Here is a 14,376-nt window from a genome sequence, read left to right on the forward strand (position 1 = left end):
GTGGCCGACGCAGGAGGTCACATGGGTCGTCTCGGGCGGGTCGGTCCTTACACGTTGCTGGAGCGTCTCGGCCGGGGAGGCATGGGCGAGGTCTACCTCGCCGTCGGCCGCCGTGGTGACAACGTCGCGCTCAAGGTCCTCCACGACATGGTCGACACCGACTCCGAGGCCCGGATGCGTCTGGAGCGGGAGGTCCGTGCCCTTCGCAGGGTCGAGAGCCCCTACGTGGCCCGCGTCGTCGACGCCGACCTCAACGGTGATCGGCCCTACCTGGTCATGGAGCACATCGAGGGAGAGACCCTCCTGGAGCGGGTACGGCGCGGCGGCCCCCTGGACGGAGGTCTGCTCACCCTCGCACAGGGGCTGGCCACCGCCTTGTCGATCATCCACGCGGCCGGGGTCGTCCACCGTGACCTCAAACCCGCCAACGTGCTGGTCAACGAGGACGACGAGCCCGTCCTCATCGACTTCGGCATCGCCCACGTCCTGGACGCCACCAGACTCACCCTGACCGGCACCTTCCTCGGCACCCCCGGTTACACCGCCCCCGAGCTGTTCGCCGACGAGCCCGTGGGCGAGCCCGCGGACGTGCACGCCTGGGCGGCCACCGTGGCCTTCGCCGCGACCGGCAGGCCCACCTTCGGCAGGGGCACGGTCGAGGCGCAGATGTACGCGATCCTCAACGGTCAGGCCGATCTTGAGGGTGTCCCGGCAGCCCTGCTGCCCCTGATCCGCGCGGCCCTGCACCGTGAGCCGGCCAAGCGCCCCACCGCGGCCCTTCTCGCCGGCCGCCTCGGCCGGCTCGCCCGGGTGGCCTCGCCCGAGGCGGGAGTCTCCCAGAAGGCGGCAGGCTCCGCGGGGGAGAAGCCCGGCGGAGCCAGGAAGCAGGAGAGCCGTCCCAAGCCCCGCGCCAAGGGCGACGAGCCCGCGAGGAGCGGCCGATCGGCCAGGGGAAGGTCGCCCGCCCCGGCGGCGGAAGGCTCGGCGGGGCCCGCGCGGGCGGTACGCCCCCCTGCCGCCGCGGAGGGCACGTCACGTGGCGGACGGGCGGCGCTCGCCTCCGGTGAGGCGCCCCGCGCGGGGCGAGCGCTCCCCGCGGCGGGGGAGACGTCGCGGGGCGGGCGTCAGGCCTCCCCGGCCGCTGAGGCGTCCAGCGGTGGGCGTGCGGCTCTCGCGGCAGGTGAGGCGTCGCGGGGCGGGCGTTCCTCCGCCGCGGATGGCCGGGCGACCCGGCGCCGGGCGGGCAGACGGTCCGGCGGCGCGGCAGGGGAGGCTCAGGCCCCTGGCCGGGCAGGGCCGCTGCCCACGGGCAACGCGGCGCTGCTCCTGCTGGCGGTGCTGGCCGTGCCGTGCGTCGTGGCCACGGTCATCTGGCCGCCGGCCACCTTCGCCGTCACCGGCCTGTTCGCCGCACTGGCCCGCGCGCTCTGGGGCGGGCACTGGCTGGTCAGGAAGCGCAAGTCGGCCAGGGTCCGGGTGGCCCTGCGGGTGCTGGGCTTTCCGGTGATCTTCGCCGCCTCGCTGCTGACCGTCCTGGCCTGGCCGGGGCTGCCGGCGGCCGCCCTGGCGGGTCTCGCACTCTGGCTGACCCTCGGTGGCTCGCTGCCACCGGAGTGGTGGCTGCACTCGGCCCCGATCGCCGTCTCCGGCGTCGTGTTCGGCGTCGTCTGTGGCGGTCTCCTCGGCCGGGAGATCGAGCGGATCGGCGCCGAGCTCGTCGAGCTCCGCAAGGAGGGACTGCGCGCGCTCGCCGTGCTGGGCGGCTTCGTCGCCCTGTGCTCGGCGGCCGTACGCGCGATCGCCCTTCTCGTGTAGGGGGCGTCCTTTCGTCGAAAAGGCCCCCGGCGCCAGGTCCCGGCCGGTGGTGGGGGTCGTGCCGGCTCAGGCGACCTTGGGCGGTGTGGCGGCCCAGGTGTCGTGGGAGGCCGGGGCGCCGGTGATGTGCCCCACGTTCGTTCAGGCGCCGCGGTCGGTCCCCTTGCCCGCGGGATCACCGTTGACCTTCAGGGGGCGCGGCAACGCGTTCCGGGGCCGTACCTATCGAATAAAAAAGGGCCCGTCCGGGCCCTTTTGGTGGAACTCGCGGCTAATTTCCATCGCGGCGGGAGAAGCGATTGAAGATGCGCTCCCCGGCGTTGACAGCACCTTCCGCCACGTCGCGCAGAACACCGATGAACGGGTCCTGGGACTGCGACCAGGACTCGCGGTAGGAGCGGGCGGCAGCCCGGACCTCCTCGGAGATCTTCGCGTTGGAGTCGTCGGCGCGGCGGGGGTAGTCGCCGGCGATGATCGTGTCGTACTCGCCGCCGCGGCGCCACTTGTCGAGCTCGGCGACGCGGGAGACGGCGAACGGATGGGTGGTGCCCAGCAGGTTGAGGACCTTGAGCAGGCCGTCGCGGACGTCGCCCGCGGTGTCGTACTCCCGTGCCTGGTCGAGGAAGGCCTCGATGTTCATCTCGTGCAGGCGCGAGCCGCCGGCGAGCTTCATCAGGGCGCGCAGCGCCGCATCGGGGTCCTGGCCGCAGAGCAGGCCGCCGCGGTCGGCGGAGAGCTCGGACTTGCGGTGCCACTCCTCCAGGCCGGCCACGATCGCGCGCAGGCCGATGTAGCCGAGCGGGATCCAGGCCACGCGCGTGGCCAGACGGGTCAGGATGTCGAGCATGGTGCGGTAGACGGCGTGGCCCGACAGGATGTGGGCGGTCTCGTGGCCGATGACGAAGCGCTGCTCCTCCAAATCCATCAGGTCCAGCAGGCCGGTCGTGACGACGATGAACGGGTCGTCGAAACCGATCGCCTTCGCCTGCACCAGCGGGCTCTGCTGCACGTAGACCTCGGGAATGCGGTGGAGGTCGAGCGTGTAGGCCGCGTCGCGGCCCATGTCGTGCAGTGCTCGGAACTGCGTGTCACCGGTGCGTACGGCCGAGGCGAGGTAGATCAGGCGCAGGCGGCGCTCACTGACCAGGCCGGACATCTGCTTGAGCACCGTGTCGAATCCGCTGAGCGATCGGAGGGCGACCAGCGCGGACCGGTCAGCGGGATGTTCGTAGGCGCGTGAGCTGATGCCGGGAAGCTGCACGCGGTTGCGATCCGGGGTGGTGGTCATGTCCGGCATGCTACGTCGGGTCTGCCTGCCACGCGCGGGGGGTGATTAAAAGCTCTGTACGGCTTGCGCGTATGGTCCGTTTCATGATGAACGCGCCTACCGGTCGGGGGAAGCGGCGCCTGGGCGTCATGGGCGGGACCTTTGATCCGATCCACCATGGTCACCTGGTCGCGGCCAGTGAGGTCGCCCACCACTTCGACCTCGACGAGGTGGTCTTCGTGCCGACGGGACAGCCCTGGCAGAAAGCCGACAGGACCGTCTCCGCCGCGGAGGACCGGTATCTCATGACGGTCATCGCGACCGCGTCCAACCCTCGCTTCTCGGTGAGCCGCGTCGACATCGACCGCCCGGGGCCGACCTTCACCATCGACACGCTCCGGGAGATCTCCTCTGCCTGGGGGCCCGACGTCGATCTCTACTTCATCACCGGCGCCGATGCCCTGGCCCAGATCCTGAGCTGGCGCGACGTCGACGAGCTGTTCACCATCGCGCACTTCGTGGGTGCCACCAGGCCCGGCCACGTCCTGCACGACCCCGGCCTTCCCGAGGGGAAGGTCAGCCTGGTGGAGATCCCGGCGCTGGCCATCTCGTCGTCGGAGTGCCGCGAGCGGGTGGCCGCCGGGGAGCCCATCTGGTACCTCGTGCCCGACGGCATCGTCCAGTACATCAACAAGCGTGGCCTCTACGGCAAGGCGTCATCTGAGGGGGATCGTCCCCGGCGGTTGGGGCAGGGCAGGCCGGAAGAGAATCTGTGAATCGCGATGATCTGCGGAAATGGCGCAAGTTAGAACGTGTTTCGCTATGATTTGAGAAGTTTGCGTGGGACGGGTGTCCACAGCTCAACCGGCTTGATCGCCGAATGACCCGGGCACCTGCCCGTCCCACCCGAGATCGGCAGGCGCGGCCCCGACCGCGCGGTACGCCCCCGATCAGACCGCCAATCCGTTTGCGGTACGGAATCGGGCGGCCCACGATAGGCGTTGTTCGAACGGTGGCTCTTCAACGAGCGCCGAATCGGGCACCCTGATAGGTGACAGCGCCGACTAGCAGGAGGACTGACCCACACCGTGACAGCAACCGACAGATCCATCCAGCTCGTCAGGCTCGCCGCCGAGGCGGCGGCGGACAAGCTGGCCGATGACATCCTCGCCTATGACGTGAGCGACCAGCTCGTCATCACCGACGCGTTCGTGCTCTGCTCCGCCACCAACGACCGCCAGGTCCGCGCCATCGTCGACGAGATCGAGGATCGGCTGCGGATCGAGGCCGACGCCAAGCCCGTCCGCCGCGAGGGCGAGCGCGAGGGCCGCTGGGTCCTGCTGGACTACATCGACATCGTCGTGCACGTCCAGCACGAGGAAGACCGCACCTTCTACGCGCTCGAGCGCCTGTGGAAGGACTGCCCCTCCATCGCGCTGCCGGACAGCGTGACCCAGGTCGCCGCCCAGCGCGCCCGCGGGGCGGTAGCTGAGTGAGCCGTCGCGTCGTCTGTCTCAGACATGGTCAGACGCTGTGGAACGTCGAACACCGCTTCCAGGGCCACAGCGACATCCCGCTTGACGAGACCGGGATCGCGCAGGCGACCCGTGCGGCCTCGCTGCTCGCCGCGCTCCGCCCGAGCATGATCGTCTCCTCCGACCTCCAACGGGCCTTCGACACGGCCTCGGCACTGGCCCGCGTCACCGGCCTGAACGTCATGGTCGACAAGGATCTGCGAGAGCGGGGCGGCGGGCAGTGGGAAGGGCTCACCCGGGAGGAGATCTCCGCGGGTTGGCCCAGGGAGTTCGCGGCCTGGGAGGCGCCGGGCGGCGAGGAGGTCGGCGACGTCGCCGACAGGGTGGCCTCGGCGGTGCGCCGCTGGGCCGCGCAGGTCGACTCCGACGGCCTGCTCGTCGTCGCCTCCCACGGGGCGGCGATCCGGCTCGGCATCGCCAAGCTCATGAACCTGCCGCAGGAGCTCTGGCCCGCCCTGGGAGGCCTGGGAAACTGTTCCTGGTCGGTGCTGGAGGAGTCGCGCAAGGGCTGGCGCCTGCTGGAGCACAACGCCGGAACCCTCCCCGAGCCGGTCAGCAGCGACGACAGCCCCGAGGCCACCTAGGAGTGACCTCGCCGGTGCGGCTTGCGCCCCGGTGGCGGGCGCGGGCCGTGTGGCCGTCGATTAGGTGAACATGTCGGTGTCCTTATATGCTTCCCAAGCGCCGCGACGAGAGCACTCGAAGCGGTGACCAGGGGCTATGGCGCAGCTGGTAGCGCGCCTCCATGGCATGGAGGAGGTCTGGGGTTCGAATCCCCATAGCTCCACAGTTGAACCGCCTCTGACCTGCGCTTTTGTGCAGGGCAGAGGCGGTTTCCGTTTCTGGCCGCGGATCTCGGCGCGTCTTGCCGGGCCGGCCGCGCGCCCTCCGTCTGAACGTGAGGCCGGCCCGGTGAGACGCGCGGGGGATCACGGACGCGGGTGGCGTACGCGATCCCTTCCGCGCTCCTTCATGATCGTGCAGCCGGATTGGCGAAACAGCGTGCTTTAGCTGCTCTTAAGGCGTGCTTACGTGCGATCTAACCAATGTCTGACTTCTCCGTGCCCCGGGGGAAGCGGCTTCTCGCCTCCCTCGAACGAGGCGGGCGACGGCCAAGCCCCGCCCGTTTCCGGCACGGGACCCACAAAAGAGAAGAAACGCGCCTGTCGCGCAAACCCCGATGGTCTCCCCGACAAGCATGACGGTGACCTTCAGCGGGCTGTTCAACGCGGTGCGTTCCCGCGGGACCAGCGGCCGCGGACCAGGCGCCGGGTGATGCGCGGAGGCCGATCGTGCCGGTCGGTGCGGAACCAGAGCTGGACCCTGGCGCCGCCGAGGGAGGAGGCGTCGATCCGCAGCGTGCCGCCGGTGGACTCGGCGAGCCGGCGGGCGATGTCCAGGCCCAGCCCGGTGGATCCCGCGCCGCTGCTCCCGCGCCGCAGCGCCGCCTCCGGGTCGGGGATCCCGGGGCCGGCGTCGGCGATCAGCATGCCGACGGTGCCCGAGCCCTGGTGCAGGGTCACCGTGAACGCCGTGCCCTCGGGGGTGTGCCGGAAGATGTTGCCGAGCAGGGCGTCCAGCACGGCGCTGAGCTCTCCTGCCGCGACCGGAACCCGCGTGGAGGTCGAGGCGCCGATCAACTCCCAGGCGCGCTGCTGGTCCTCGGCCAGGGCGGACCAGAAGGTCAGCCGCTCGCGCAGCACCTCGGCGGCGTCACAGTGGACGAGCTCCGGCGCCAGGGAGGGTTGCCTGGCCGCCGCGATGATCTGGTCCACCTCCGCTTCCAGGCGGCCCAGCGCGCTCCTGCTCTGTTCGGCCTCGGGCCCCAGGTGGTCCAGGCTGAGCCGGAGTGCGGTGAGGGGTGTGCGCAGGCGGTGCGACAGGTCGGCGGCCATCTCCCGCTCGGCGGCCAGGAGCTGGACCACGCGGTCGGCCATGCTGTTGAACGCCTCACCGACCGCGACCAGCTCGGGTGGGCCCTCCGGCTCGATGCGGACGCTGAGATCTCCGGCGCCCAGCGCGCTCGCCGCCCTGCCCAGGCGCCGGGCCGAACGCACCACCCGGACGCCCAGCCGGTCGCCGACCAGCAGGGAGCCGGCGACGAGCACCGTCGCCACCCCGCTCAGCACGGCCCACGACGCGGCGACGCCCCGGGTGAGGTCGTCCGAGGGGATGAAGATCTCAATGACCACGGTCCGCCCGCCCTCCAGGGCGACCGGGCGCAGCAGGAGGTAGCCGGTGTCCATCTCCGCGGTGATGGCCCTGGTCAGCCGGGAGGCGGCGGCCACGGTCTCGGCGGGGGCCCTGACGGTGCCGGCCGAGCCGCCGCCGGGCAGGTGGACCGCGATCCGGTCCTGCGCGCCCGTGCTGAGCAGCGCGTGGGTGAGCCGGGTCTCCTCGACGGTGATGGCCAGCACCGGGACCAGAGCCGACGCCTGCCGTTCAGCCTCGGCCATGGCCCGGCCGTAGGCGATCTCCCTGACGATGAGCCCGAGCGGGATCAGGAAGGCCAGGGCGACCATCGAGGTCCCGGCGACGGTGAGCAGGGCCAGGGTCCGTCTCACGACGGTGTGATCAACATGACCCCCACGCCGCGTACGGTGTGCAGGTAGCGGGGGGAGGACGCGCTCTCGCCGAGTTTGCGCCGCAGCCACGACAGGTGGACGTCGATCGTCTGGTCGTCGCCGTAGGACTGCTGCCACACCTCGGTGAGCAACTCCTTACGGGAGACCACCCGGTCGGCGCGGGCGGCGAGGTAGGCGAGGAGGTCGAACTCGCGTCTGGTGAGGGTGAGAGGGACGCCGTCCAGATGGGCCTCGCGCCGGTTCAGGTCCACCGACAGCGCACCGACGCACAGTAGCGGCGGTGGGGTCGCGCTCCGCGCCCGGCGCAACACGGCGTCCAGACGGGCGTTCAGGTGGTCGCCGGAGAACGGCTTCACCAGATAGTCGTCGGCCCCCGCCTGGAGCAGACGGACGATCTCCGCTTCGTTGTCCCTGGCCGTGGCGATGATGACGGGGACACTGGATACGCTGCGGACCATCTTGAGAGCCTCCGCCCCGTCCAGGTCGGGTAGCCCGAGGTCGAGGACCACCGCGTCCGGGGGGTTCTGGGTGATCTCCCTCAGGGCGTCGAGGGCACGTCCCGCGCTGCGCACGACGTGCTGGCGCCTGCTGAGTTCCTGAATGATCGCGGATCGTACGTACTCGTCATCTTCGACCACCAGAACTGTCGCCATGTCATGTAACGGTAGTGAATGGTGGGACATGTAACGTAATAATCCGTGACATGCGGCAAACGCTGGGGTTCATAGCGGTGTGGTGCGGAGCCACCGTCCTGGCGATCTCGGTCGCCTGGTTCGGCGTCCGCGACGTGCTCCGCAGCGAGGTCTTCGAGGACGCGAGTATCGAGCCCCTCAACGCCGCCATCGGCCGCACCGGAGACTCGCGACTCCCGCTGGGGGCGCCGACGGGACCGCAGGTCATCGGCGTGCCGACGGCCTCCTCGGAACCCGTCCGTACCCCGGCGCCCCGTCTCATCCCGCCCACGCGGGATACCGCCGGATCGCAGCCGGCCCGTTCCCCGTCGAGGACGGCCGCGCCGGTGCGCACGCGGGACGCCGGGCTCTCCCGGTCGGCGCCGTCCCCCTCGCGGTCCGGATCCGGCGCGCCGTCGCCCACCGCGCCCAAGCCGGCGGCCACCAAGACCAGGTCGATCTCGACCGAGAACCTGCGCGTGGTGAACGTCAAGGGTGGTTCGGTCTCGTTCGCCATCGAGAACGGTGTGTGCCGCCTGATCGCCGCGGCCCCCAACGCGGGCTACGAGGCCAAGGTCGCCTCGGCCACCGGGTGGATCCGGGTCGACCTGGTCAAGGGAGAGCACGGCTCTGCGGTCTTCTGCATCGGCGGGGAGAGCCGTACAGACCTGTGGGAATACTAGGGTTCGCCGATCTCGCGCAGTCGTGCGGCGGCCTCGGTGATGCGATCCTCGCCGAAGACCGCGATGCCGTGCAGTTCGAGCAGGGCCGAGGTGACTCCGTGACCGGGGACGCGCCGGCCGGCGAAGGTGCCGTCGTAGACGGTCAGGCTGCCGCAGGAGGGGCTGCCCTCCTTCAGGATCGCCACCTTCACGTCGAAGGACCTGGCGACGGCGAGCGCCGCCTGAGCACCGGCGAGGAAGGCGGCCGTGACGTCGGCACCCCCGGCGGTCAGCACCCGGGCCGTCCCGGAGAGCACCGCCGCGCCTCCGGCGCCGCTCTCGATCTCCGCGGCGGGGCGCGGGACGGGCAGGCCGCCCTCGACCTCCGGGCAGAACGGAACGAGTCTCCCCTGGCGCCGCCACGCGGCCAGCAGCGCGTCGCCGCTCGTCTTGGCGGCCCCGTCGTAACGGACCTTCCGCCCCATCAGGCAGGCGCTGACCAGGATCCTTTCCACGGTCTCAGAATAGACGCCGTGCAGGAGGGGGTGAGGGGGGCGGGCAGTACCCTACTGCTCATGCTTTTCGATCCCCTGCGGTCTCGATGATCGGCCCGCTCGCGACCGGCCTGATCCTGTTCTCCCTGGCGGTCGGCCTGGTCAGCCTCCTGACCACCATGCGGAACAGAGCGATGGGCACCGTGCTCCTCGTCGCGCTCGGGGTGCTGGAGGTCGGACTGCTGGTCCAGGCCGGGTTCGTGATCGCCGCGATGGTGCGGGGCGAGGGGCCGGCGAGCTCGGCCACGCTCATCGGCTACCTGGCGGGCAGCGTGGTGATCCCGCCGGTGGCGGCCTTCTGGGGGATCGGCGAGCGCTCACGCTGGGGGCCCGCGGTGGTCGCGGTGGCGGGCTTCGCGATTCCCGGCATGGTCGGGCGGCTGCTCCAGGTCTGGCAGGGGATGCCGTGAGCGAGCCGGCGATCGGCAGTGGGCCCGGCCGCGCGCTGGTGGCGGTCTACGGGGTGTTCGCCCTGGCCGCGGGGGCCCGCGCCGCGGTGCAGATCGCGACGCGCCTGCAGGAGGCCCCGCTGGCCTACTGGCTGTCGGCGTTCGCCGCCGCCGTCTACATCGTGCTCACCGTCGCGCTGGCCAGGGGGAACCGGCCCCTGGCGCTGGTCGCCTGCGGGATCGAGCTGGCCGGGGTGCTCATCGTCGGCACGCTCAGCATGGTCTACCCAGAGGCGTTCCCGCGTGCCACAGTCTGGTCGGGTTATGGAAGCGGATATCTCTTCATCCCGTTTGTGCTGCCAGTCCTGGGGCTTTACTGGCTTCTGCGGCGCCGCTAGTTAGGTCCGGACCGCACCGGGCAGGTCTGCCTCCCGAACCGACCGAACCACAAGGGAGGCACGGTCATGAGCTCGATCGAACAGTCAGTCGACGTCAACGTCCCGATCCGGACCGCGTACAACCAGTGGACCCAGTTCGAGAGCTTTCCCGAATTCATGGAAGGCGTGGAGTCGATCAAGCAACTCAGCGACACGCGTACCGCGTGGGTCGTCGAGATCGCGGGGGTCCGCCGGGAGTTCCAGGCGGAGATAACCGAGCAGCACCCCGATGAGCGGGTGGCCTGGAGATCGGTCGAGCGGCCGCACCAGGCCGGTGTGGTGACCTTCCACCACCTCGGTCCGGACACCACCCGGGTCACGCTCCAGATGGAGTACGACCCCGAGGGGTTCGTCGAGACCGTCGGCGACCGGCTGCAGATCGTCCGCCTGCGGGTCCGCGGTGACCTGGAGCGTTTCAAGACCTTCATCGAGTCGCGCGGTGGCGAGACCGGCGCCTGGCGCGGGGATGTGCCGGGACCGCACGAGCACGGTGCCCGGGTCGGCGGCACCGGCACGACAGGTGGCCGCGGCTCTGACGAGCCCGCACCTCCGCGCACCGTGGGCCAGGGCTACCCGCCGGAGTCCGCGCTTCCGCCTCCCGGCGGCGAGCCGCTGCCGCCGGCCGGCCGCCGGCTCGGCGAGGAGCCGCCGCTCACCCCGGGGCCACGCGTCTGACGCTCGCGGGTCCGGGATGACCGCCTGATGTCCGCCCGGATCGCAGGCTCGCCCGGTGCGGCCCCAGATGTCCGGTGCCCTGACCGTCCGGGTTCTTCGGCATCGGAGCCGGGGACACGCCGGTGCGCGAGAGAGCCGGGTCACGCCCTGTAAAGGGATGCGTGGCCCGGCTTTCATATTGTCAGCAGTTTTCGATCACCTCCACCCCGACGCGTCGGTCAGGAACAAACAGAGGTTTCAGTCCTGTTAAAGTTACAGTCAGCCAATCATCCTACGATTGGATGAAACCACTGAGGAGGACTGAAACCAGCATGAGCGTGCTAACCCATCAGACCAGGGGCCGCACCGGTGGAACGACAGGATCTCTCGCCTGGTTGCTCGTGCTGGGAATCGTTCTCGCGTCGCTGAACCTGCGCACCGCCGTCACGAGCGTCGGGCCGGTTCTCGACCAGATAGCCTCCGGCCTCGGCATGACCGCCCTCGGAGTCGGGCTGCTCACCACGCTCCCCGTGCTCATCTTCGCCTCGGTCGGCGCGCTGACCCCGGCGCTGGCCAGGAAGGTCGGCGAGCACCGCCTCCTGCTCTTCTCCCTCATCGTCCTGGGCGCCGGCCTGCTCATCCGCTCGATGGTGGACTCGGCCGAGGTGTTCCTCTACAGCAGTGCCCTGGCACTGTCGGGCGGAGCGGTGGGCAACGTGCTCATCCCCAGCCTGATCAAGCGCCACTTCCCCGGCAGGGCCGGGATCATGACCACCGTCTACACCACGGCCCTCGCGGTGGGCACGATGCTCGCGGCCGCCGCGACCGTGCCCATCCAGCAGGCCACCGACGGCAACTGGCACGTTGCCCTCGGGGTGTGGGGGGCGCTCGCCGCCGTCGCCGCCATTCCGTGGCTTGCGCTCGCGCGCAGTGAGCCGGAGCGGCGCGGCGCGGGCGAGGGAACGAGTGCCCGCGCCCTGCTCCGCAGCAGGCTGGCCTGGGCGGTCGCCGCCTACTTCGGCACCCAGAGCATGGTCGCCTACATCATGTTCGGCTTCCTGCCGAAGATCCTCATCGATGGTGGCTACAGCAGCGGGCAGGCGGGTCTGGTGCTGGGCGTCTTCACCGCGATCGGTATCCCGGTCTCGCTCCTCGTGCCCTGGATGGCGTCGAAGTTCACCGACCAGCGGCCCGTGGTCGCCGCCTTCGTGGTCTTCTACGTCGCCGGCTTCCTCGGCCTCTGGCTCGCGCCCGTCGGCCTGGCGTGGCTCTTCGCGAGCCTGGTCGGCATCGGGATGGGGTCCTTCCCGCTCGCGCTCACCATGCTCGCCATGCGCACCCGCACCCCCGAGGCGACAGCCGCGCTGTCGGCCTTCGGGCAGAGCACCGGATATCTCATCGCGGGCGCCGGACCCCTGGTCATCGGCTTCACGCACGAGTCGACCGGCGGCTGGACGCTGCCGTTCCTGCTGCTGCTCGGGGTGGTCGCGGTGCAGTTCGTGGCCGGCTGGTACGCCGGGCGGCCGGGTTACCTGGAGGATGAGCGGGCTCTGGCACGCTGACCCTCCCTCGCCGCGCGGCCTGTGCCCTCTCGGGGGCGGCACAGGCCGCGCCGGCGCAGCCGTCAGGCGATCGACGAGTGCGGCTCCCGATGGCCCGCTCGCCGGATGGCCCGCAGGGCGGATTCCGCCGCGATCAGAGCGCTGTGCGAGGAGACCTCACTGAGCAGGCCGGGGGCCGCCACCGAGTCACCGGCCAGCCAGACGCCGTCCCCCCGGTCGATCGCGGGCCGGTCCCGCCAGGTGGTCCCCGGCAGGTCCAGCGCTCCGGTGCGGCCGTTGCAGGTGGCCTCCCGCCGCCAGGTCGTCCGCTCCCGCCAGCCGGGAAGCCCGAGATCTGCCACCCGCTCCGCCCTGGACACCGCCTCGACCTTCGTCTCACCCGCTCTGACCGGCATCTGTAGCTGGCAGAGGGTCTGCCCGTTGGTGGCGAGCGAGGGGTCCGCCAGGCCGTACTGCTCCATGAAGCCGCCCTCGTCCAGGTCGGAGACGAGGAAGAGGTCGTCGCCGCTCACCCGGAGGCCGAGGTCGAGCAGGACGGCCTTCCCGCTCTCCCAGCGCAGCGACCCGTCGCCGAGCAGCGTCCTGGCGGCGTCCAGTGAGGTCGCCACGATCACGGGGGTGTCCTCGGGCAGGCGGTCCACCCGCGAGCCGGTCTCGATCCGCACGCCCAGACCGCGCGCGTGTACGGCCATCCGCTCGATCACCCGCCCCCAGCCGCCGACGATGTAGCGCGGTGCCGGATACCTCGGCGCGGTCGCCCGCAGCACTCGCTCCCAGACGAACGCCGCCGACAGCCGTCCGGCGTCGGCGTCGTAGGTGATCACACCGACCAGCCCGGCGAGAGCCCGCATGGCCTCCTCACCGAAGTGCCGGGTGGCCCAGGTCCTGAACTCCTCGTCCACCGGGGCCCGCAGTCGCCGTTTGGTGCACGCCCTCAGCAGTGACCAGGGTGGCATGGCGGACAGCCGGTCGCCGTGCCGGAACCTGCCCTTCGCGAGCTTGCCGGGCGTGGGCTTGGTGTACGGCCCGACCAGACCTCTTCTCACCAGCCAGCGCCATGGCTCGCCGTCGGAGTAGAAAACGTGGGGGCCGTCGTTGGCGATGTACGGGGCCGCGGTGCTGCGGGCCCGGCCGCCCGGCTCCCGGTGGGCCTCGTGGAGGGTGACCCGCGCGCCGCCTTCGGCGCACGCGATGGCCGCGGTGAGCCCGGCGAGCCCGCCGCCGACGATGCTGATGTCTCGCGTGTTTGGTGTCATGCCCTCACGACGGAGCGCGGGGCGCCGTTCGTGACATCACCGCGATCCCCTCAGCCGGAAGAGCTTCTCCGGGTTCGCCACCAGGAAGACGGTCCTGATCAGTCCGTCCTCGACGACCAGCGAGAACACCGTGATCGGCTGCCCGCTCACGCTCACCACCGCGGCGGGCCCGCCGTTCACCTCCGCGATCTCCACCTCGAAGCCGGGGAACGACTCGGCGCCCAGGCTCTCCATGAATCTCCGCGCGCCCGTCTCGGATCCGATCGAGGACAGGAACCGCGCCACCCTGCCCGCGCCCCTGATGACCCGCAGCGGGGCCTTGACCTTGCCGCCGCCATCGCTGACCAGCGACGCGTCCTCGGCGAGCAACGTGGTCAGCGCCTCCAGGTCTCCGGTCACGGCCGCCGCGGCGAACCGCTCGGTGAGCCTGCGCCGCAGCCCCCGGTTCACCTCGAACCTCGGTCTGCCCTCCTGGACGTGCTCCCGGCCGCGCCGGGCCAGTTGCCGGGTCGTCGCCTCGCTGCGCCCGATCACCTCGCCGATCTCCGCGTACGGCATGTCGAACGCCTCCCGCAGCACGAACACCGCACGTTCCAGCGGGGACAGGGTCTCCAGCACCACGAGCAGCGCCAACTCGACCGAGTCGGCCAGTTCGGCGTGCTCGGCCACATCCGGGGTGACGACCAGTTCCGGCAACCACGGCCCGACGTAGGACTCCCGCTGGGCCCGCACCCGCCGGAGCCGGTCGATGGAGAGCCGTGTCACCACCCTGACCAGGTAGGCGCGGTCGTCCCGCACCTGGGAGGCGTCCACCCCCGACCAGCGCAGCCACGCCTCCTGGACCACGTCTTCGGCGTCGGTCACGCTGCCCAGGATCCGGTAGGCGACCCCGGTCAGCAGGTCGCGGTGTCCTTCGAAACGCTCAACGGCCATAGGGGCATAGACGTATCACGGCCCTCCGGTGTGACATAGCCCGGTAAACAGCTGTT

At 71.0% G+C, this 14,376-nt stretch carries 15 protein-coding genes and 1 tRNA gene; 10 read left to right on the plus strand and 6 right to left on the minus strand.

What is annotated here, in order from left to right; genetic code table 11:
* The first annotated feature begins 21 nt into the window (after positions 1–21).
* On the plus strand, positions 22–1,815 hold the full coding sequence (locus tag ABT061_RS42105) for a serine/threonine-protein kinase (RefSeq protein WP_350928856.1): 1,794 nt from the start codon (positions 22–24) through the stop codon (positions 1,813–1,815).
* Positions 1,816–2,086: 271 nt separating this feature from the next.
* Here ABT061_RS42105 and ABT061_RS42110 read toward each other — a convergent pair whose 3' ends face one another.
* Positions 2,087–3,112: a M48 family metallopeptidase gene (locus ABT061_RS42110; protein WP_350928858.1), complete on the minus strand. Its 1,026-nt coding sequence runs from the start codon at positions 3,110–3,112 to the stop codon at positions 2,087–2,089.
* 74 nt (positions 3,113–3,186) lie between these two features.
* Here ABT061_RS42110 and nadD point away from each other — a divergent pair, with 74 nt between their 5' ends.
* The 4 genes from nadD (at position 3,187) to ABT061_RS42130 (ending at position 5,404) form a co-directional block, all read left to right on the plus strand.
* A complete protein-coding gene (nadD, locus tag ABT061_RS42115; protein WP_350928860.1) occupies positions 3,187–3,858 on the plus strand; it encodes a nicotinate-nucleotide adenylyltransferase in 672 nt (223 codons plus the stop codon).
* A gap of 312 nt (positions 3,859–4,170) precedes the next feature.
* Entirely contained in the window at positions 4,171–4,578 is a 408-nt protein-coding gene (gene rsfS, locus ABT061_RS42120; protein WP_030924760.1) for a ribosome silencing factor, read from the plus strand.
* The gene (locus tag ABT061_RS42125) at positions 4,575–5,201 is read left to right on the plus strand and encodes a histidine phosphatase family protein (protein WP_350928863.1); all 627 of its coding nucleotides are present in this window, start codon (positions 4,575–4,577) and stop codon (positions 5,199–5,201) included. The genes rsfS and ABT061_RS42125 overlap by 4 nt, the downstream gene beginning before the upstream one ends.
* Positions 5,202–5,331: 130 nt before the next feature.
* A tRNA-Ala gene (locus ABT061_RS42130) sits at positions 5,332–5,404 on the plus strand.
* A gap of 436 nt (positions 5,405–5,840) precedes the next feature.
* On the opposite strand, the gene ABT061_RS42135 is transcribed toward ABT061_RS42130, so the two are convergent.
* Both ABT061_RS42135 and ABT061_RS42140 read right to left on the minus strand, forming a co-directional pair.
* Positions 5,841–7,181, minus strand: a complete 1,341-nt coding sequence (locus ABT061_RS42135) for an ATP-binding protein (protein WP_350928865.1) — start codon at positions 7,179–7,181, stop codon at positions 5,841–5,843.
* Positions 7,178–7,855, minus strand: coding sequence for a response regulator transcription factor (locus ABT061_RS42140; RefSeq protein ID WP_350928867.1), 678 nt, complete (start codon positions 7,853–7,855; stop codon positions 7,178–7,180). Before ABT061_RS42140 ends, ABT061_RS42135 begins: the two co-directional genes overlap by 4 nt.
* Positions 7,856–7,905: 50 nt before the next feature.
* On the opposite strand from ABT061_RS42140, the gene ABT061_RS42145 reads away from it, so the two are divergent.
* Positions 7,906–8,556, plus strand: coding sequence for a hypothetical protein (locus tag ABT061_RS42145; protein ID WP_350928869.1), 651 nt, complete (start codon positions 7,906–7,908; stop codon positions 8,554–8,556).
* Here the strand turns inward: ABT061_RS42145 and ABT061_RS42150 are convergent.
* Complete coding sequence (locus tag ABT061_RS42150; RefSeq protein ID WP_350928871.1) at positions 8,553–9,050, minus strand: 2-thiouracil desulfurase family protein; 498 nt, start codon at positions 9,048–9,050, stop codon at positions 8,553–8,555. The two genes, ABT061_RS42145 and ABT061_RS42150, sit on opposite strands and share 4 nt — an antisense overlap.
* A gap of 86 nt (positions 9,051–9,136) precedes the next feature.
* On the opposite strand from ABT061_RS42150, the gene ABT061_RS42155 reads away from it, so the two are divergent.
* The 4 genes from ABT061_RS42155 to ABT061_RS42170 all read left to right on the plus strand — a co-directional run bounded on the left by ABT061_RS42155 (position 9,137) and on the right by ABT061_RS42170 (position 12,131).
* A complete protein-coding gene (locus ABT061_RS42155; protein WP_350928873.1) occupies positions 9,137–9,499 on the plus strand; it encodes a hypothetical protein in 363 nt (120 codons plus the stop codon).
* Positions 9,496–9,876 carry a hypothetical protein gene (locus ABT061_RS42160; RefSeq protein ID WP_350928875.1) on the plus strand — a complete coding sequence of 127 codons (381 nt, stop codon included), beginning with the start codon at positions 9,496–9,498 and terminating at the stop codon, positions 9,874–9,876. Before ABT061_RS42155 ends, ABT061_RS42160 begins: the two co-directional genes overlap by 4 nt.
* A 66-nt stretch (positions 9,877–9,942) precedes the next feature.
* The gene (locus ABT061_RS42165) at positions 9,943–10,590 is read left to right on the plus strand and encodes an SRPBCC family protein (RefSeq protein WP_350928877.1); all 648 of its coding nucleotides are present in this window, start codon (positions 9,943–9,945) and stop codon (positions 10,588–10,590) included.
* A 311-nt stretch (positions 10,591–10,901) separates the two neighbouring features.
* Complete coding sequence (locus ABT061_RS42170; RefSeq protein ID WP_350928879.1) at positions 10,902–12,131, plus strand: CynX/NimT family MFS transporter; 1,230 nt, start codon at positions 10,902–10,904, stop codon at positions 12,129–12,131.
* A 62-nt stretch (positions 12,132–12,193) separates the two neighbouring features.
* Here the strand turns inward: ABT061_RS42170 and ABT061_RS42175 are convergent, their stop codons facing one another.
* Positions 12,194–13,387, minus strand: a complete 1,194-nt coding sequence (locus tag ABT061_RS42175; RefSeq protein ID WP_350928881.1) for a phytoene desaturase family protein — start codon at positions 13,385–13,387, stop codon at positions 12,194–12,196.
* 36 nt (positions 13,388–13,423) lie between these two features.
* Positions 13,424–14,320, minus strand: coding sequence for an RNA polymerase sigma factor SigJ (gene sigJ / locus ABT061_RS42180; protein WP_350928883.1), 897 nt, complete (start codon positions 14,318–14,320; stop codon positions 13,424–13,426).
* Positions 14,321–14,376 lie beyond the last annotated feature (56 nt).

Origin of the sequence: Streptosporangium sp. NPDC002544 (genome assembly GCF_040295965.1) — a bacterium.
Taxonomy (GTDB): domain Bacteria; phylum Actinomycetota; class Actinomycetes; order Streptosporangiales; family Streptosporangiaceae; genus Streptosporangium.